Here is an 18,694-nt window from a genome sequence, read left to right as displayed (position 1 = left end):
GGGCTCCGGCCCGGACGCACCCCCACCCGGGGCTCCGCCCCGGACGCACCCCCCACCCCGGGGCTCCGCCCGGGCGCAACTTGTGCACACCGCTGCACGAGTTGGGTTGGCGCCCCGGCGTGTCGTCCCAACCCGCGCACACGCGACGACCTGCGTACGCAACAGGGGCCGCCCCGGCAATGGGGCGGCCCCTGGGTTGGGGTCTCAGACCTGTACGCGTTCCTCGTCCACCAGGTCATCGTCGGTGGGGAGGACGACCTCTGGAGGCTTGGACGGGATCATCAGCACGGCCACCGAGGCGATCGCGCCGATGATCGCGAAGATGATGAAGTTCCACTGGAAACCGAGCTTGGCGCCGGCGATCCAACCGCCGATGATCGGGCCTGAGATGGCGCCGATGCGCGCGAAGGACAGTGCCCAGCCGGTGGCGGCGGCTCGTGCGTACTTCGGGTAGTACTCGGCGACCCATCCGGTCAGCACCAGTGACGTCGAGATCGATCCGACGCCGGCAAGCGCGACGAAGCAATAGTTCACGAACAGCGAGTTCTTGAACATCAGCAGGAGAATGCCGACGGCACCGATGAAATAGAAGGCGACGAGCACGGGCTTCTTGCCCCACCGGTCGGCCATGTAGCCGAGCACCAGGCCGCCGATGGCCGAGGCGAGCGAGAACACCATGAGGAACATCAGCGACGAGCCGAGCGCATAGCCGGCCTTCTTCATGATCGACGGCAGCCACGTGTTCAGCCCATAGACGAGCAGCAGGCCGCAGAACAAGGAGATCCAGAAGCCCACGGTGCCGAGCGCGAGGCGCGGGGAGAAGATCGTGGCGAGCACGCCCTTGGCGTTGTTGCTCGGGGCCGCGGTGTTGGCCTCGCGTGCTGTCGACCAGTCGGACTCCCGGAAGGGCGTGATGCCCATTTTGGCCGCCCAATGCTTGGCCTCCTCGGTCTTTCCCTTGTGGACCAGGTATTCCAGAGATTCCGGCACCATCACGGCGAGGATCGGCAGGAGCACGATGGGGATGGCGCCGAAGCCCACGACCCAGCGCCAGCCCAGATCTTTGAGCGAGAAGTACGCGGCCAGGGCCGCGACGACGATGCCGAGCGAATAGCCTGAATACATGATCGCGTAGTTCATGGATCGCTTGGCCGGCGCGGAATATTCGATGGTGAGCGCCGCGGCGACCGGGATGATGCCGCCCATGCCGAGCCCGCCGAGCAGCCGGAACAGGCCGAAGATCTCCGGGGTGGGGGCGAGGGCGGCGCCCAGTTGGGTCAGCGTGAAGATGACCAGCGACAGCAGCAGCATCTTCTTGCGCCCGATGATGTCGGACAACGTGCCGATGGTCATGGCGCCGATCATCATGCCGATCAGGGCATAGGAGCCGAGGCCTCCGAGCTGCAGCGGCGAAAGGTTCCACTGCCGATATTCGGCGAGCGCCGGCAACACCGCGCCGAGAACGCCGACGTCATAACCCTCGGCGAGGATGGCCAGCCAGCAGCAGAAGAGGACCAGGGCGGTGGTGCGCGGGGGGACGTGCCATTCGGTCGACTCCGTCGTCGACGCCGCGGGTGCGGACATGAGGTGTTCCTTTCGGGTGACGAGCGTCACAGCACCGCAACCGTATTTCGCAACAATGACGGGCGTCAATAGATCGCTATGTGTGGATCGCTTGGCCCAGTCAATCCGTGGTGCGCCCCACGGCGCCCAACTTGCGCACGCCGCTGCACGAGTTGGGTTTCTGGCCCGGCGTGTCGACGCCACCCATGCACACGGAGCGCCAATACCTCCTGGAGTCCCTGTGACGTTATCCACAACCTGCGCACACACCACAAGCTTCATCCACAGATGGACCCGCGCGGTGAACCGTTCCGGTCATCCGCCGCCATGGTGCGGACATGACCGATCCCTTCCTTCGCCGAACCGCCATCGAGTCCGGCATCACCCAGGACCAACTGCGTTCGTCCCCTTTCCGTCGCCTGCTCCACGGTGTCTACATCGCCAGCAGCGAGCCCGAATCGCTCGAGACCTGGGTCCGCGGCGCGCGCCTCGTCCTCCCGGAAGACGCGCGCGTCACCGGCATGACCGCCCTGCGGCTCGCCGGCGCGAGATTCGGGCGCGACTTCCCGCTCCACTTCGTCACCTGTGCGCGCCCACCCATTCGCCGCGACGGCCTCCTCGTCCAGCGCGTACGCACGCTCTCGTCACCCGGTGGCATCGCCGGGATCGCGGAGGCGTACGCAGTGGCGTGCGACCGGCTGAGCCTGCTCGAGGCCGTCCAGCTGGGGGAGCACCTCGTCCAGCTCAAGCTCACCACCTTCGAACAGATCCATACCGTGGCGACGAAGGCCGTACGCGAACACCTGCGGCGCGGGCCCGAAAGCGTACGCGAGACTCGGCTCCGCCTGACGTTGACACTGGCCGGCCTTCCCGAGCCTGACATCCAGGTGGAGGTGTTCGACGAGAAGGGGCGTCTCGTGGCGCGACTCGACCACGCGTACGCCGACCTCAAACTCGCCGTGGAATATGACGGGCGCCATCACGCCGAGGACTCGGAGCAGTGGAACCGCGACATCCGGCGTCGCGAAGACCTGGAGCGCCTCGGTTGGCGCATCATCGTCGTCACGTCAGAGAGGCTGGCCCGGCCCATCACCCTCGTCCGCGAAGTGCATCAGGCGCTGAAGGACCTGGGGCGCCGGTGCGAGGACCCCTGCTTCGACCTGCGGTGGCGCGCCGAGTTCGGCGTACCGGCCTCGTGACGGATGTGTCGTGTGCACGAGTTGCGTCGACACGCCGTGTCACGAACCCAACTTGAGCACCCGTGTGCACGAGTTGCGTCGAGGGGGACCCGAGGCACGAGTTGCGCCGAGGGGGACCCGAGGCACGAGTTGCGTCGAGGGGGACCCGAGGCCAGGGCGACGTCGAGGGGTCAACCCCCTACCCCTGTGCCAGCTCCAACACCTCAGCCCCAGGCAGTCCCGCCAGCTCCGCCCCGCGCACAGCGATCTTCGAACGCCTCACCCCGCCGCCGATCACGACCCAGCCCGCCGCCGCCACCTTCGCGTCCACCAGCACCGGCCAGTCCTCCGGGAGGCCCACCGGCGTGATGCCGCCGTGTTCCATGCCGGTCAGCCCCACAGCCGTGTCCATCGGCGCGAAGCTGATCTTCCGCACGTCGAGGTGCTTCTTCACCGTCTTGTTCACATCAGCCCGGTCGGTCGCCAACACCATGACCGCGGCCAGCCGGGACACGTCCCCGCGGCGGCCCTCCACCACGACGCAGTTCGCCGACTCCTCGGGCTCCACCTCATAGGCAGAACAGAACGCCGCCGTGTCGGCCAGCGACGCGTCGATCTCACAGACATACGCGTTCAACCCGTCACACGCAGCGGCCACGGGCGCAGCCACCAGATCCAGCCGCTCCCCGAGCGGCTTCCAGTCCAGGTTTCCCGGCAGTTGATCCATGCGGAAACCCTAACGAAGACCGGCTAGGGTCCATGGGTGTCCAGAGTCCGAGCCCTCCTTGCCGACACCCGACCCCTGGCCAACGCCCACTTCTCGCGGCTGTTCTATGCCAACATCATCACCGTCATCGGCGCCCAGCTCACCGTCGTCGCCGTGCCGGCCCAGATCTATGAGATCACGCGATCGAGCGCCTACGTGGGCCTGACCGGACTGTTCGGCCTCGTCCCCCTCGTCGTGTTCGGCCTCTGGGGCGGCGCCCTCGCCGACGCCTTCGACCGCCGCCGCCTGCTGATGGTCACCACCGTCGGCCTCGTCGTCACCAGCGCCCTGTTCGCCGTGAACTCCCTGCTCGGCGGCACGAACGTGTGGGTCATCCTCGGCCTGTTCGCCCTGCAGCAGGCGTTCTTCGGCATGAACCAGCCCGCCCGCTCCGCCCTCCTGCCCAGCATCCTCCCGATGCACCTGCTCCCCGCCGCCAACGCCCTGTCCACCACGGTGATGATGGCAGGCGGCATCGCCGGCCCGATGGTCGGTGGCGCGCTCATCCCCGTCCTGGGCTATGGGCCGCTCTATCTCGTCGACTCCGTCTTCCTCCTCGCCACGCTGTGGGCCGTCATCAAGCTGCCGCCGCTCAAGCCCCACGGCGAGCTCGCCAAGCCGGGTCTGCGCTCGGTGATCGACGGAATCGCCTACCTCGGTGGACATCCCGTGCTCATGATGAGCTTCGTGGTCGACCTCATCGCCATGGTGTTCGGCATGCCCCGCGCCCTCTTCCCCGAGATCGCCCACGAGGTCTTCGGCGGTCCCGTCGGCGGCGGCCTCGCCTTCGCGCTCCTGTTCGCCGCCATCCCCGCCGGTGCGGTCGCCGGCGGCATCCTGTCCGGCTGGGTCTCGCGCGTCGAGCGCCAGGGCGCCGCGGTCACGGTCTCGATCATCGTCTGGGGCCTCGCCATGCTCGGCTTCGGCCTCGCGTGCTGGCCGGCGTATGGCCGCCCGTGGCCCTGGCTCGCCCTCGCCCTGTTCTTCCTGGCCGTCGGCGGTGCCGCCGACACCGCCTCGGCCGCGTTCCGCACCACGATGCTCCAGACCGCCGCCACCGATGCCGTACGCGGCCGCCTGCAGGGCGTCTTCATCGTCGTCGTCGCGGGCGGGCCGCGCATCGCCGACGTGGCCCACGGCGCCGCGGCCGACGCCTTCGGCCCGGTGGCGACCAGCGCCGCCGGCGGCGCACTCGTCGTGGTCGGCACCGTCATCGCCGTCGCCCTCGTGCCCGTCTTCTGGCGCTATCGCAGCCTCCACTGACCACCGACACGCCCGTGGCAGAATCCCGCCCATGACCGCTGCGCAGCCGTCCCTCGCCGGAGGCGACGAGCACTATCTCCCGTCCCGCTCCGTCGTCGGCTGGGAAGGGTTCTATGACCAGTGGGTACGCAACAGCCAGCACGCACGCACGCGTCACGAGCCGCGCACCCTGGCGTACGGGCACGATCCCAGCGAGGTCATCGACCTGTTCGAGCCGCGCAATTCCCGCGGCACCGTGGTGTTCATCCACGGCGGCTATTGGTCCGAGCTCGGCCGCCGCGACTTCTCCTATGTCGCGCCCGAGCTGCTGAAGGATCGCTGGCGGGTGGCGGTCATCGACTATGCCCTCGCCCCGGCGGTCACGCTGACCCACATCGTCGACCAGGTACGCCTGGCCACGGCCACCCTCGCCCGCAGCTATGACCAGCCGCTCGTGATCACCGGTCACTCCGCCGGCGGCCACCTCGCCGCGATGATGCACGCCACCGACTGGTCGCCCCTGGGCGTGCAGCCCCAGATCCTTGCCGGCGTGGGGATGTCGGGTCTCTATGAACTCGCGCCCCTGCTCGAGACCTCGGTGCAGAACGACGTACGCCTGACTGGGCCCGAGGTCGCCACGCTCAGCCCCGCACGACTGACCCCGACCACCCGGGCCCCGTTCCTCGTCGCCGTCGGCGAGCTCGAACCGGCGGCGTTCCAGGCGCAGTCGGCGGCCCTGACGCAGGCGTGGCCCGGTGTCGCCACCGAACCCCGCCCGCTTCCGGGCCACAACCACTTCACGATCTGCGACGAACTCGCGCGGCTGGTGCACGAGGTCACCGCAGAAGTCTGAACGCCCCGTCGTCACCGAGCGAACAGGATCAGCGCACCGTCACCGCTCGCGACTCGTTCCCCAGCCGGTCGACGGTGGTCACGACATAGGTCACCGGCCCGCGCCCCTTGCCCACCGGGTCGGTCCACGTCGTCGTCGGCGGCAGCGTGGCCACCAGGTGGCGCGCATCCGCCACGTCGCAGGGGTCGATCTTGTTGGTGGGAACGCGATACACGGCAATGCTCGCGACGTCGTCGGCCACGCCAGTCCACGTCAGCACCCGGTTGTCACGCCGCAGGCGCGTCACCGGCGCGGGGGCCGTGGAGTCCAGCCAGGGGTAGCGGGGAATGAGCGCCGGCTTCGAATACCATTCGTCGCGCACGAGCGTCAGGGCCCCCAAAACGTTGTCACGCACGGATTTCGCCGAGAAATGGATGTGGCCCTGCACCTCGGGGAACGCCGCGTCATAGGCGAGGTGGGACGACAGTTCGCCCGGCTTCGCCCAGTTCGGGTCGGCGTTTGCGTTCACCTTGTACGCGGCCTCGCCCACATAGAGGTTGCAGTTCGTCCCGCGCACCTGCTCGGTCCACCACGAGACGACCTTCTCGTAGTCGGCCGCCGCGAATCCCCGCGACCAATAGACCTGCGGCGTCACGTAGTCGACGATGCCCTGTTTCACCCACAGGCGGGTGTCCGCGTACAGGTCGTCGAACGTCTGCACGCCCGCCCTCGTGTCGGATCCGGACGGGTCGGTGGCGCGGTTGCGCCAGATCGCGAACGGCGAGACGCCGAACTGCACCCACGGCTTGATCGCCTTGATGGCGGCGCGCATCTCGGTCATGAAGGTCGTCACGTTGTGTCGGCGCCAGTCGGGGAGCGACTTCCCACCGCCGAACCGCGCGTACGCCGCCGCGTCGTCGAACACCTTGCCCGCAACGGGATAGGGATAGAAGTAGTCGTCGAAGTGGACGCCGTCGAGGTCATAGCGGCGGACCGCGTCCATGATCGCGTCGACGACGTGGGCGCGCACCTCGGGCAGCCCCGGGTTGTAGTAGAGCTTGCCCCCATAGGGAAGCACCCAGTCGGGGTGGAGCCTGGCCGGGTGATTCGCTGCCAGCACAGGGGTTTCCGACATCGCGACGCGGTAGGGGTTGAACCACCCGTGCACCTGGATGTTGCGGCGCCGGCCCTCCGCGATCGCGTACGCCAAGGGGTCATAGCCGGGGTCCTTGCCCTGCGTGCCGGTGAGATACGCCGACCAGGGCTCCTTCGCGCCGGGCCAGAAGGCGTCGGCGGTCGGGCGGATCTGGATCAGGATCGCATTGTGGTTGTGGCGTTGGGCGAGATCGAACCAGCCGGCGAGCTCGGCCTTCTGGGCGTCGGCCGACAGCCCGGCTTTCGACGGCCAGTCGATGTTGACGACCGACGACAGCCACATCGCGCGGAAGTCGTGCTTCTGGACGTGCGGGTCGACGGGGCAGGAGCCCGGCGCCGGAAGGTCGAACGAGCCGGGGCCCGCGGCGTGCGCAGGCACCGACCACGACACGAGCGAGGCGGCGCCGACGCCGAGGACGCCCTGGAGTGCGGTGCGGCGAGTGAGGTTCATCATTGATCTCCTTCGAGTGGCTTCGACTCGCTTCGCTCGCTCAGCCAGCGTGGTGGAGCTCGCTCACCAGCGTCGTGGAACTCGCTCACCAGCGTGGTGGAGCTCGCTCAGCCAGTGTCGCGTGCGAAACGGCTTTGAAGGATTCTTGCCTGCCGGCGAACAGATGGCAACGGAAAGATGCAGAATGTTCGGCTGGCGTTCATCCGGCAGCAAGCCCCGCCACACCCCCGAGCGATTGGATCTCCACCATGATCCCCGCACCAGCACGACCCCGCGCGGCACGGCGCCTCATCGCCTCCGCGCTGCTCGCCAGCCCCGTCCTGTGGTGGTCCACAGGCCTCGCCCATGCGGCCCCCGACACCACTGAACCCCTCGAGAACCATCCGGCCGCCAGCTCGCGGATGCGCGACTCGGGCGTCCCCGCGAGCCCCAACGCCGCCCCCGGTCGCATCATGCTGGCCGACACCACCCGTCCGGTCGCCAGCGGCATCGACCTGCGCTCGTTCGAGTGGGTCGACTCCCAGGGCTTCATGCGGGGCGACCTGATGACGGTCGACCTGGCCGGCGGCCAGATCACCCCCGACTATCTGTTCCCCGGCCAGATCGCCAAGGCCGAGCCGCTGAGCGCCATGGCCACCCGGGCCAGGGCGGTCGCGGCGGTCAACGGTGACTATTTCGACATCAACAACTCCAACGCCCCGCTCGGCGCGGTCAAGCAGAACGGTCGTGACCTGAAGGGCGGCAACCCGGGCTTCACGCCGAACGCCGTGGGCGTCTCCATGGGCAACCTCGGCCGCCTGACGAGCATGTTCCTCGAGGGCACGATCACCACCCCGACCGGCACCATCCCGCTCGGCGGCCTGAACCAGAACGCGATCCCCGCCGACGGTGTCGGTGCCTACACCGAGCTGTGGGGCGCGTACACCCGCACCGCCGCGACCCAGGGCGCGACGAAGGTCGTCGAGGTCGTCGCGAAGGACGGCCTCGTCACCGCGGTGAACGCCGCGGCCGGCGAGGGCCAGCTCGCGGCCGGCGAGGTCGCGTACGTCGGCCGCAACGCCGGCGCCGACAGGCTCGCCGCCGTCAGGGTCGGCGACCGCATCACCATGGACTATCGCCTGAAGGCCGACGGTGACCCGCTGCGCATGGCGCTGTCGACCATCATGGTCGTGCTGAAGGACGGCAATGTCCTTCCCCAGGGCGACAAGGCGCTCCACCCCCGCACCGCGATCGGCTTCGACGCCACCGGCTCGAAGATGTTCCTGCTGACCGTCGACGGGCGCATGGCGAAGTCGCGCGGCATGACCTACGAGGAGATCGGCGGCTTCCTCAAGGAGGTCGGCGCGGTCAACGGCGCCAACCTGGACGGCGGCGGTTCGTCCACGATGCTCGCGCGCGAGGCCGGCGAGGACGACCTCGACATCGAGAACCAACCGTCGGACGGCAGCGAGCGCCATGTGCCCAACGGCATCGGCCTGTTCGCCAAACCTGGTTCGGGTTCGGCCCACGGCCTTCGGTTCATCACCGAGTCCGATGAGGAGAATCCCGAGCTGTGGAAGGTGTTCCCGGGGCTCACGCGCGAGCTCGAGGCGCTCGGGTTCGACGAGACGTACGCCCCGGTCGGCGTGAAGCCTGCGTACGCGATGGCCGCGGCCGACGGCACGATCGACGCCGCCGGAACCGTCCGCCCGAGCCACCCCGGTGAGGTGGCCGTCGACGCGAACGTCGCGACCGTCAGGGCCACGCGTACGCTCACCGTGCTCGGCGACCTGCGCCGCATCCGTTCCACCGTGGACAAAGTGACGATCGTCGACCCGGCCGAGGCCCAGCGCTTCCAGATCATGGGCGCGGACGCCAACGGTTTCGAGGCGCTCATCGAGCCCGGCGACGTCACACTGGACTACGATCCGGCACTCGTCACCATCACGCCCGGCAAGCAGGGCGACTTCTCGGTGAAGGCGAAGGAGGGCGCCAAGGGGTCGGTCGTCGTCAGGGCCACCGTCAAGGGTGTCACCACCCACGTCCCCGTCGCCGTCGGCTCGGTGTCGACGGTTCTCGCGAACTTCGACGACGTGGCGAGCTGGCGCTTCACCAACGCCCGCGCCGCCGGGGCAGTGGCCCCGACCACCGGCCACGACGGCGGGCCGGCCATCAAGATGGACTTCGACTTCACGCTGTCGACCGCGACCCGCGTCGGCTATGCGCGGCCGCCGAAGCCGATCACCATCACCCAGGGCCAGCCGCTGGCACTCGGCATGTGGGTGAAGGGCGACGCCCAGAACGAGTGGACGTCGTTCGGCATCACCGACGGTGCAGGCAAGGCCATGTCGCTCTACGGCCCCTACGTCGACTGGACGGGCTGGCGCTATGTCGAGGTCCCGGTTCCCCAGACCCTGCAGGGCCCGATCACGCTCCAGTTCCTGGCGGCCATCGAGACGAAGGCGGCCCGCTCCTACAGGGGCACGATCAGCTTCGATGACGTCACCGTGAAGACCGCGCCGGAGGTGAAGGTCCCCGCCAGTCCCCGCGTGGAGGACCCGGTCGTACGCCAGCACACCGCGCTCGGCGCCGGCGGCAAGCAGTGGCGCTTCGCCGTGATGTCGGACGCCCAGTTCACCGCGAAGGACCAGTCGCTGGTCCCGGCCGCGCGCCGCACCATGCAGGAGATCGTGGCCAACAGGCCCGATTTCGTCGTGATCAACGGAGACCTGGTCGACACGGGCTATCCCGACGACTTCGCGCTGGCCAAGAAGGTCATCGACGAGGAACTCACGGCCAAGGGGGTGACGTGGCACTACGTGCCCGGCAACCACGAGATCTACGGTCCCGGCAACGTGTCCAACTTCAAGGGCGTCTTCGGCGAGACCCACAAGACGTTCGACCACAACGGCACGCGCTTCGTGCTGCTCGACTCGTCGACCTCGATCCTGCGTACGGGTGGCTTCGACCAGATCCAGATGGTCAAGGACGCCTTGGAGGGTGCGAAGGCCGACCCCGCGATCAACGGCGTGGCCCTCGCCTGGCACCACCCGCCGCGCGACCCGTCGCCGCTGAAGAACTCCCAGATGGGTGACCGTGTCGAGGCCGAGATGGTCGAGCGGTGGCTGTCCGATTTCCGTGCCCAGACAGGAAAGGGTGCCCTGTTCATCGGCTCGCACGTCGGCTCGTTCTCGGCCAACACCGTCAACGCCGTGCCCTATGTGATCAACGGCAACTCCGGCAAGAACCCGTCGACCGTGCCCGCCGACGGCGGCTTCTCGGGCTGGTCGCTCGTCGGCATCGACCCCGACGCGCCCCGGGTCAAGGCACCCGACCTGTTCCGCCAGGACCCGTCGTCGCCCGCCCACCGCGCGTGGGTCGGCGTCGAGATGCGTGCCCACGTCGACGAGCTGAAAGCCTTTGCCGAGAAGGCAGAACTGACGCGGGGCGACACGACCAAGGTCGACGTCGACGTGACCCAGTGGGGCCGCACGTTCCCGCTTGACCATCCGGTGTCGGCGGCCTGGAGCGGAACCGGGGTCTTCCTCGGCGACGCGGCGAGGGCGCCCAAGGACGCGGTCATCGCGTTCGATCCCGAGGCGAAGGTCGCCACCGGCCTGCGCGGTGGCACGGCTGAGCTGGTCGTGAAGGTCAACGACAAGGAGCAGCGCATCGCCTTCACCGTCAAGGAAGGACCCCTCGGAGCGCCGACGTCCGACCGGTTCTGCGGGCTGCGCGACTCGGGCTGCGGCCAGCACTTCGAGAAGGGGTCGATCTATGACTCGGCTTCCACCGATCCGCACATCGTGCGCGGTGCGATCAAGGACCACTGGGCCAGCCTCGGCTGGGAGAACGGCCAGCTGGGTTATCCGGTGAACGACGAGTTCTGCGGGCTTCGCGACGGCGGCTGCTGGCAGCAGTTCCAGGGCGGCGCCATCTATGCGTCGACGGCCGCCACGTTCGCGAACTGGGGCGCCATCCGCGAGGAGTACGCCCGTCAGGGCTTCGAGAACGGCCGGCTGGGCTATCCCACGTCGGGCGAGTTCTGCGGCCTGCGCGACGGTGGCTGCGCCCAGCGATTCGAGCACGGGCTGATCTATTGGGCGCCCGCCACCGGGGCCCACACGGTGCTCGGGGCGATCGGGACCGCGTACGCGTCGGTGGGCTGGGAACGCAGCCAGCTGGGCTATGCGACCTCGAACGAGTTCTGTGGGCTCACCGACGGCGGATGCGTCCAGAGGTTCCAGGGCGGGCTCGCGTACTCCTCGCCGGCGGGCGGTGCCCACGTGGTCTGGGGCGCGATCAACCAGCGGTACGCGGAGCTGGGCTGGGAGAAGAGCCCGATCGGCTATCCGACGTCCGGCGAGATCTGCGGGCTGAAGGACGGCGGCTGCGTGCAGTTCTTCGAGCGCGGAACGCTGTATTGGTCGCCGCAGACCGGTGCGTGGCCCGTGTTCGGGGCGATCCGCGATCACTATGGCCGTCTGGGTTGGGAGAACGGGCGACTGGGCTATCCGGTGCGAGGTGAGCAGTGCGGTCCCGTGGGCTCGGCGTGGGAGTGCACGCAGCGCTTCCAGGGCGGCCAGATCGTGTGGAACAGCGAGCGGGGCTTCCGGGGCTGACGCTTCGACTCGCTGCGCTCGCTCAGCCAACGTTCTCCGAGCGAGCGCGCGTCCAACGTTCTCCGAGCGCGCGCGCGTCCAACGTTCTCCGAGCGCGCGCGCGTCCAACGTTCTCCGAGCGAGCACGCGTCCAACGTTCTCCGAGCGAGCGCCAGCGAGACGAGGAGCAGGAACGGAGCTCCTCGTCTCGGCCGCAAGCGGCCTCGCTCGGAGAACGTCCTAGACCGATCGTCGCCCCTTCGTGACATCTGTCAGCTTGGACTTGCCCTGACCGCGACTAATCTCGACACATGAGAGTTTTCTCACGGTTGTTGGCCGTCCTCGCCCTGGTCCTTCCCCTGACGCTGTTCGCCGTGCCCGCCCACGCGGACGACGACGACGCGCCCCGGTCGTGGAAGGTCGCTGACTACACGGCGACCGCGACGCCCGACCGTGATGGCAACGTGAAGGTCGTGCTCGACCTCGCGTTCGACTTCGCCAACGATGAGGGTCACGGCCCGCTCGTGGCCCTCACCCGCCGCATGCGGGTCGACGGCGACCCCGACCACTGGCGTGACATCCCCGTCGAGATCAACTCGGTCGAGAGCCCCACGGGCGCCAACACCAACGTCGCGCGCGGGACCAAGGACGACGTGCTGATCGCGAAGATCGGGAAGAAGGGCACGACGTTCACCGGGGTCCAGCGCTATCGCATCACCTACACGATGCATGGCGTGACCCAGCCCAACAACGCCACCAGCAAGCTCGACGAGATGGACTGGATGGCGGTCGGCAACGCCTGGCAGGTCCCGGTCGAGAAGGCGACCGTCGTGATCGACGGTCCTGCCGCGCCCACGAAGACCGCGTGCTACACCGGCAAGAAGTTCGACCAGCCGTGCGACCACCGGGTCGAGGGCAACAAAGCCACCTACAGCGCGTCGAACCTCAGCAAGGAGGTCGGCGTCCAGACCGTCGCGGGCTATCCGGTCGGCACGTTCACCGCCGCGGCGAACCCCACGTTCTCGAAGCGCCTCCATGCGGGCAACATGTTCCCGCTCACCCCGCTGTCGGGCGGCCTGACTGCGCTGGTGACCGCCGTGGGCCTGGCGCTCGTCGTCCACCGCGTACGCCGCAACGGTCGCGACGAGGTGTACGCGGGCCTGACCCCGGGCCTGACTCCCGTCGGTGCGGCCGAGGGGGAGACCCAGCGCGCGAGCGGGCGTACGAAGTTCGCCGTGCAGTTCACGCCGCCCCGCGACGCGCGGGCGGGCGAGTTGGGCACCCTGATCGACGAGCGCGCCGACGACCGCGACGTGACGGCGACGATCATCGACCTCGCGATCCGTGGTCACATGCGCATCGAGCAGACCGGCAAGAAGGACTTCACCCTGGTGAAGCTGCTGTGCCCCGAGCAGGTCGAACCCTATGAGCGCAAGATCCTCGACACGCTGTTCACCCACCACGAGACCGTGACGACCGAACAGCTGAAGGAGAAGGAGTTCGCGTCGCTGATGACTGACACGAAGGCGGCGCTCTATGAGCGCGTCCACCGTCACCACCACTGGTTCTCCGGCAACCCCGACAAGGTCCGCAACATCTGGATCGCCACCGGCATCGGCCTCGCCATCGGAGGGGCGGCGTTCGGCTTCGCGCTCGGGGCTGTGCTCGGGTTGGGCCTGATCGGCGTGGCTCTGGTGATCGTGGGTCTGGCGCTGGCGGCGATGGCGTCGAAGATGCCGGCGCGCACGGCGGAGGGCTCGGCGGTGCTGGCCCAGACGAAGGGCTTCGAGCAATACCTGTCGACGGCCGAGGCCGACCAGATCAAGTTCGAGGAAGGCGTGGACATCTTCTCGCGCTACCTGCCGTACGCGATCGTGTTCGGGGTCGCCGACCGCTGGGCGAAGGTGTTCCAGGACCTGGCCGCGGCGGGTCGCTATCAGCCCGACAACGACTGGTACGTCTCGCCGTACGCCACCACCGGCTTCTTCTACGGCGCGGGCTTCGGGTCGGCGATGGACGGGCTGTCGGAGGCGATGACGTCGTCGATCAGCGAGGCCGTGAGCTCGGCCTCGGCCAGCAACAGCTCGTCGTCGGGCTTCTCCGGCGGCGGCGGCTTCGGCGGAGGCGGCGGCGGGGGCTGGTGAGGTTCGCCCCCCCTCGAGCCCAACTTGTGCACACTCGTCCACGAGTTGGGTCGACACGCCGGGGCCACGACGCAACATGTGCACACGCGACGTGGCTGGGGGCAGGGGCCGCGCGTTCCTGCGTACGCACTCCCGCCCGTTCCTGCGTACGCACTCCCGCGCGTTCCTGCGTACGGACTCCCGCGCGTTCCTGCGTACCGACTTCCACAGGAGACTCGCCGGGCACCGCTGCTCCGAGGGGGCTCAGGCGGTGGGCGCGTGTGCACGAATTGGGTCGACACGCCGGGCCGCGTACCCAACTCGTGGTCGAGTGTGCGCAAGTTGCGTGGGGGAGGGACGGCGCGTGTGCGCAAGTTGCGTGGGGGAGGGACGTACGCGGGGAGGGGGGTATGCGAGGTCCAGGCGCGCGCAGGGGAGCCGTACGCACCGCTCGTCTGGTTCCATGGCCTGATGGCTGACCTCGCATCCCCCAAGCGCGCCGACCTCGTCATGGAGGGCGGCGGCGTGAAGGGCATGGCCTTCGTCGGGGCGATCGACGTCCTCGCCGAGCGCGGCTATACCTTCCCGCGCGTCGCCGGGACGTCCGCCGGCGCGATCTGCGCGGCCCTCGTCGCCGCCCTCCAGCACGCCGGGGAGCCCCTCGAGCGCCTCGCCGACATCGCCGCCACGCTCGACCTGCGCCGCTTCCGCGACCGTGACTTCCCGGGCTCGGTGATGGGCCCGTTCGCCTCGCTCGCCGACGCCGCGTCGCTCGTGTTCGAGGGCGGCATGTTCGAGGGCGCCCACGTCGAGGACTGGCTCGGCGGCGTGCTGGCCGACCTCGGCGTACGCACCTTCGGCGACCTGCGCCGCGACGACCCGGGGTCGGCGCTGCCACCCGAGCGCGAGTACGGCCTCGTCGTCACCGTCACCGACCTCACGTCGCGGCGAATGGCTCTGTTCCCCTGGGACTACGGCTATTACGGGCTCGATCCCGACGAGCAGTCGGTGGCTGCGGCGGTGCGCGCGTCGGCCGCGATCCCCTTCTTCTTCGAGCCTTCGGGGCTGCGTACGCCCACCGGCGAGGTGACCCTCGTCGACGGCGGGGTGCTGTCGAACTATCCGATCACGATCTTCGACCAGCCCGACCCGGCCGATGCGCGGTGGCCGACCATCGGCGTCCGGCTGTCGGCGCGGGAACACGCGCGCGCCGTCCACAAGCCCGTACGCGGGCCCCTGGGCATCGGAATGGCGTTGATCGACACGATGATGCACGGCATCGATGCGCGCCACATCGACGAGCCGGCGACCGTCGCGCGGACGATCTTCGTCGACACCGGCGACGTGTCGGGCACCGATTTCGCCATGGCGCGGGAGAAGCAGGCGAAGTTGGTCGCGTGGGGTAGGCAGGCAACGGAGAAGTTCTTGAGCGAGAAATCCGTCTGACAAGGAGAATCCCATGCTGGCAAAGATTCGTCCGTGGTTGTGGGTCCCCACCGCAGCGCTCGGTCTGGCGGTCTTCGTGTTCGCGGTGGTCGCGCTGGTCCAGGGGGTGTCCGGCTGGGCGCTGGTCCGCGAGATCGGCCACCTGGGCGCGGGGTCCGCGATCATGCTGATGGCGGCGGCCGAGCCCCTGCGGCAGCGGCAGGAGCGCCGCGCGATCGTTCCGCCTGCCGAGCCCCGGCGGGCCGAGCTGTCCGACGCCACGTTCTCCGAGCGAGCGCAGCGAGACGAGGAGCCCGGCCCCCCGTTCTCCGAGCGAGCGCAGCGAGACGAGGAGCCAGGCGGAGCCGCCCCCGACGACCCCAAACCCCTCACGTAACGTGGGTCCCATGACCGAGGTCGCACAGCTCACCGAATTCTTCGACGACTGGACCCCGCGGTACGCAGCCGCGCTCGCCGATGCCGTGCGCGCCGAGAAGGCGTCGATCGGCTCCCAGAAGGTCTATGTCGCGGCGATCACCGTCGCCGACGGCAACCAGGTCCCGGCGCTCAACCTGTGCACGGTCGAACACTTCGCCGAGCTGACGGCCGACATCGACGAGGCCGACGAGGACGAGACGCGCGAATACTACCGCTGGTGGCCCGACGAGTGGGGTTGGGAGGCCGACCTCGCCGCCGGCACGACCCAGCTCGCCAATGAGCTCTATGCCTTCGTCTCCGCCCACGGCATCGACCCGGACGAGGGCGCCGACGCCGCCGCCACGTGGTCGAAGGAGTGGCTCGACGCCAGCACCGACGCGCTGTGCACGGCGCTGGGCTCGGCCGAGGTGCGCGAGGCCTTCAAGGAGTTGGGCGCCGACCCCGTCCTCTATGTCACCGAGACCGACGGCGGCGCCGACCGTGCGCTGGAGACGTTCGAGCGGCTGAACGTCGGCCGCGATGACAAGGCCGTACGCGACGCCCGGGCGTTCTGGGAGGACGAGGCGAAGAACGGCTGAGGCTTCGACTCGCTTCGCTCGCTCAGCCAACGTGTGAGCGAGCGCCCGTCCCCCACGTTGGCTGTGAGCGAGCGCCAGCGAGTCGAAGCCTCAGCCCTCCACGGTCGTCATCGCGCGCGCTTCTTGGTGAGGTTCCCGGCGCGGAGTCGGCCGATGTCGCTTTTCAGGGGGTCGACGTTCGGCGACCTGCTGAGCGGTCAGCCCGAGCACCATGCGCCAACCCCGGACATGCTCTGCCGCGGATGACTCGACCCTGCCATCGTGGCAGCTGGTCCGGTGAAGCCTCAGACCCGAGGACGCTTGACCTGGCCCTTGGGGGAAGGCGTCAAGTGGTTGCAGGTGGTCACAACGCCACCGGCAATACGGAAAGAGGACGTGATCTGAAATGGCACTCAACATCGCAGCCGAAGAGCGGCAGACGGTTCATTACATCGGCGTTCCCCTCAGCGCCCGATTCTCGGAGTTCGGCGCGCCTGGCGGGCCGAACGAAGCGATCCCGCGGATCTATCAGTGGCTGGGCGAGCACCAGGTTGCGGCGCTTGGCGGGCCTCTCTACGTCTACCGTCACATCGGAAGCAGTGATGACACGGTTGATCTCACCGTCGCGGTGCCGATCGCTGGACCGGTCAAGCCGACAGACGGTCTCGTTCTCGGTGCTCTCCCGGCAGGAACCTACGTCGTCGGCCGTCATGTCGGCGCGCCCGATGCCATTCCGGCGGCACACAGCGAGGTCAAGAAATGGGCCGAGGCCAACGGGCATCACCTCGACGTCCTCGAAGACGACAACGGTGGACTGTGGACCGGCCATGCCGAGCACTTCCTCACCGATCCCGCAGAGGAGCCGGACCCCTCCAAGTGGGTCACCGATCTGCTGTTCAAGACCGTCTGAGCGTGCAGAGCCCTCGATAGACTGGAGTACTGAGGAGGGGCATGGCCGATCTGATGACGATTGGAGAGTTCGCGGCCGCAACATGGCTGTCGCCGAAGGCGCTCCGGCTCTACGACCGGAACGGCCTTCTCTCGCCCGATGCGGTCGATCCGTTCAACGGCTATCGGAAGTACAGCCACTCTCAGATCGAAGTCGCTCGTCTCGTCACCATGCTCCGGCGCATCGACATGCCTCTTGACCAGATCAGGGAGCTGTTGGGACTACCTGAAGACGAAAGATCAGCCTTCGTGACGCGTTATCGGGAAGCCGAAGCGGAGCGGCACGCGCGTCGCCAATCCCTGGCTCGCTTCATCGAGCACGCGGTCGCAGAGGGCTCGTTAGACGGAGACGGCCAGCCTGGATCCTCCCGGTTTGAGGTATCGCTGCGAACCGTTCCAGACTGCGCGGTTCTGACGTCGACCCGGCACACGTCCGCCCGCGAGCTGCCGGACGTCATTCGCTCCAGCGCAGCGAAACTTCTGCAGCTCGCGGACGGACGCGGCGGGGCAGGCGGCGGGCCCGTCGTGATCTACCACGGCCAAGTCGGCTGGGAGTCCGACGGGCCCATCGAGGTCTGCGTGCCGCTGCTCGATGCGACGCGCGCCCACCGAGTGGAACCCGAGCATTTGCAGCTGTTCACGCGCGTCCTGTCCGAGGATGTGCAGTTCCCCAGGATTCTCGCGGCGTTCGAAGCGGTCCAGATGCGTGCCCGTCAACTCGGTTTCGCTCATACGGGACCGCCGCGAGAAATCTACACGCCAGATAGCCAAGACTCGGTGCCGCGATGCGAAGTCGCATTGCCGGTCACCACAAATGAAGGACAGTTGAGCATATGAAAATCGTCCTTCCCACGGACTGCGGCAATGCGCCGAGAACCTCCATTGTCGGAGAGTTCGTCACCAACTGGGCTAAGAGCGACGTCGAGGCCATGACTGCATGGTTGACCGCCGATGTCACCTGGACAGTCGTCGGGCGAGAGACCGCCAGTGACGTTGAGCCAGCCGACTTCGGGTGCCCGGGCAGCATGCCCAACTACCTCGAAGTCAATACGATCATCACGCACGGACGACTCGCTTCCTGTGATGGCTTCGTGGATTCTGACTCAGGTCGGATGCACTTCAGCCACGTGTTCAAGTTCGCGAGCACGTCGAAGGCTGCCAAGATTAGGGAGGCCCGAACCTACCTCACCGATCTTTCCTACTGAGGTCCTGCGTCTACTTCCGCCAGCGGGGCCAAGTCGGCATCCCTCGGCCCTTCCACGTCTCCACGAGGCCGACCACCCAGCGGGCCGAGGCGAAGCGAGCAGCATCGCGGCAGCGGCGCTCCAGAGCTGGCGCGCCTCGACCTTCGCCGTGGCGGCGATGATCCGCTCGGCCCGCTCATTCGCGGCGTCGAGTTTCGCGGTAATGGTGGCCGAGGCCTCCCCGGCGACCTG

The 18,694-nt window shown here is 68.4% G+C and carries 14 protein-coding genes; 11 read left to right on the top strand and 3 right to left on the bottom strand.

From position 1 onward, the window contains the following. Nucleotides 1-204 precede the first annotated feature (204 nt). The gene (locus ACYVAG_RS08955; protein ID WP_460768955.1) at nt 205-1,584 is read right to left on the bottom strand and encodes an MFS transporter; all 1,380 of its coding nucleotides are present in this window, start codon (nt 1,582-1,584) and stop codon (nt 205-207) included. Nucleotides 1,585-1,901: 317 nt separating this feature from the next. On the opposite strand from ACYVAG_RS08955, the gene ACYVAG_RS08950 reads away from it, so the two are divergent. Continuing rightward, nucleotides 1,902-2,762, top strand: a complete 861-nt coding sequence (locus ACYVAG_RS08950; protein ID WP_460768954.1) for a DUF559 domain-containing protein — start codon at nt 1,902-1,904, stop codon at nt 2,760-2,762. 178 nt (nt 2,763-2,940) lie between these two features. Here the strand turns inward: ACYVAG_RS08950 and ACYVAG_RS08945 are convergent, their stop codons facing one another. Continuing rightward, entirely contained in the window at nt 2,941-3,468 is a 528-nt protein-coding gene (locus ACYVAG_RS08945; protein WP_460768952.1) for a YbaK/EbsC family protein, read from the bottom strand. 36 nt (nt 3,469-3,504) lie between these two features. On the opposite strand from ACYVAG_RS08945, the gene ACYVAG_RS08940 reads away from it, so the two are divergent. Further along, the gene (locus ACYVAG_RS08940; RefSeq protein WP_460768950.1) at nt 3,505-4,770 is read left to right on the top strand and encodes an MFS transporter; all 1,266 of its coding nucleotides are present in this window, start codon (nt 3,505-3,507) and stop codon (nt 4,768-4,770) included. Nucleotides 4,771-4,801: 31 nt separating this feature from the next. Continuing rightward, on the top strand, nt 4,802-5,602 hold the full coding sequence (locus tag ACYVAG_RS08935; protein ID WP_460768948.1) for an alpha/beta hydrolase: 801 nt from the start codon (nt 4,802-4,804) through the stop codon (nt 5,600-5,602). Between the two features lie 28 nt (nt 5,603-5,630). Here the strand turns inward: ACYVAG_RS08935 and ACYVAG_RS08930 are convergent, their stop codons facing one another. Beyond that, nucleotides 5,631-7,187, bottom strand: a complete 1,557-nt coding sequence (locus ACYVAG_RS08930) for a glycoside hydrolase family 10 protein (RefSeq protein WP_460768946.1) — start codon at nt 7,185-7,187, stop codon at nt 5,631-5,633. A gap of 248 nt (nt 7,188-7,435) precedes the next feature. Between ACYVAG_RS08930 and ACYVAG_RS08925 the strand changes: the two genes are divergently transcribed. The 8 genes from ACYVAG_RS08925 (at nt 7,436) to ACYVAG_RS08890 (ending at nt 18,463) form a co-directional block, all read left to right on the top strand. Continuing rightward, nucleotides 7,436-11,788, top strand: coding sequence for a phosphodiester glycosidase family protein (locus ACYVAG_RS08925; RefSeq protein WP_460768944.1), 4,353 nt, complete (start codon nt 7,436-7,438; stop codon nt 11,786-11,788). Between the two features lie 290 nt (nt 11,789-12,078). Next, a complete protein-coding gene (locus ACYVAG_RS08920) occupies nt 12,079-13,911 on the top strand; it encodes a DUF2207 domain-containing protein (protein WP_460768942.1) in 1,833 nt (610 codons plus the stop codon). A gap of 450 nt (nt 13,912-14,361) precedes the next feature. After that, nucleotides 14,362-15,336, top strand: coding sequence for a patatin-like phospholipase family protein (locus ACYVAG_RS08915; protein ID WP_460768941.1), 975 nt, complete (start codon nt 14,362-14,364; stop codon nt 15,334-15,336). A 13-nt stretch (nt 15,337-15,349) separates the two neighbouring features. Further along, on the top strand, nt 15,350-15,712 hold the full coding sequence (locus ACYVAG_RS08910; RefSeq protein WP_460768939.1) for a hypothetical protein: 363 nt from the start codon (nt 15,350-15,352) through the stop codon (nt 15,710-15,712). A gap of 10 nt (nt 15,713-15,722) precedes the next feature. Then, entirely contained in the window at nt 15,723-16,331 is a 609-nt protein-coding gene (locus ACYVAG_RS08905) for a DUF4303 domain-containing protein (protein WP_460768938.1), read from the top strand. A gap of 385 nt (nt 16,332-16,716) precedes the next feature. Continuing rightward, a complete protein-coding gene (locus ACYVAG_RS08900; protein ID WP_460768936.1) occupies nt 16,717-17,220 on the top strand; it encodes a GyrI-like domain-containing protein in 504 nt (167 codons plus the stop codon). A 41-nt stretch (nt 17,221-17,261) separates the two neighbouring features. Further along, complete coding sequence (locus tag ACYVAG_RS08895; RefSeq protein ID WP_460768935.1) at nt 17,262-18,095, top strand: MerR family transcriptional regulator; 834 nt, start codon at nt 17,262-17,264, stop codon at nt 18,093-18,095. Continuing rightward, entirely contained in the window at nt 18,092-18,463 is a 372-nt protein-coding gene (locus ACYVAG_RS08890) for a nuclear transport factor 2-like protein (RefSeq protein ID WP_460768933.1), read from the top strand. Before ACYVAG_RS08895 ends, ACYVAG_RS08890 begins: the two co-directional genes overlap by 4 nt. The last annotated feature ends 231 nt before the right edge of the window (nt 18,464-18,694 follow it).

This window comes from Mariniluteicoccus flavus, assembly GCF_054776655.1.
The sequence above is the reverse complement of the archived record's forward strand: the minus strand, read 5'-3'. Positions and strand labels throughout refer to the sequence as shown.

Excerpts from the sequence above, each read along its gene's own strand:
- ACYVAG_RS08955 (WP_460768955.1), bottom strand. The coding sequence starts at position 1,584 with ATGTCCGCACCCGCGGCGTCGACGACGGAGTCGACCGAATGGCACGTC.
- ACYVAG_RS08950 (WP_460768954.1), top strand. The coding sequence starts at position 1,902 with ATGACCGATCCCTTCCTTCGCCGAACCGCCATCGAGTCCGGCATCACC.
- ACYVAG_RS08945 (WP_460768952.1), bottom strand. The coding sequence starts at position 3,468 with ATGGATCAACTGCCGGGAAACCTGGACTGGAAGCCGCTCGGGGAGCGG.
- ACYVAG_RS08935 (WP_460768948.1), top strand. The coding sequence starts at position 4,802 with ATGACCGCTGCGCAGCCGTCCCTCGCCGGAGGCGACGAGCACTATCTC.
- ACYVAG_RS08930 (WP_460768946.1), bottom strand. The coding sequence starts at position 7,187 with ATGAACCTCACTCGCCGCACCGCACTCCAGGGCGTCCTCGGCGTCGGC.
- ACYVAG_RS08925 (WP_460768944.1), top strand. The coding sequence starts at position 7,436 with ATGATCCCCGCACCAGCACGACCCCGCGCGGCACGGCGCCTCATCGCC.
- ACYVAG_RS08920 (WP_460768942.1), top strand. The coding sequence starts at position 12,079 with ATGAGAGTTTTCTCACGGTTGTTGGCCGTCCTCGCCCTGGTCCTTCCC.
- ACYVAG_RS08915 (WP_460768941.1), top strand. The coding sequence starts at position 14,362 with ATGGCTGACCTCGCATCCCCCAAGCGCGCCGACCTCGTCATGGAGGGC.
- ACYVAG_RS08910 (WP_460768939.1), top strand. The coding sequence starts at position 15,350 with ATGCTGGCAAAGATTCGTCCGTGGTTGTGGGTCCCCACCGCAGCGCTC.
- ACYVAG_RS08905 (WP_460768938.1), top strand. The coding sequence starts at position 15,723 with ATGACCGAGGTCGCACAGCTCACCGAATTCTTCGACGACTGGACCCCG.
- ACYVAG_RS08900 (WP_460768936.1), top strand. The coding sequence starts at position 16,717 with ATGGCACTCAACATCGCAGCCGAAGAGCGGCAGACGGTTCATTACATC.
- ACYVAG_RS08895 (WP_460768935.1), top strand. The coding sequence starts at position 17,262 with ATGGCCGATCTGATGACGATTGGAGAGTTCGCGGCCGCAACATGGCTG.
- ACYVAG_RS08890 (WP_460768933.1), top strand. The coding sequence starts at position 18,092 with ATGAAAATCGTCCTTCCCACGGACTGCGGCAATGCGCCGAGAACCTCC.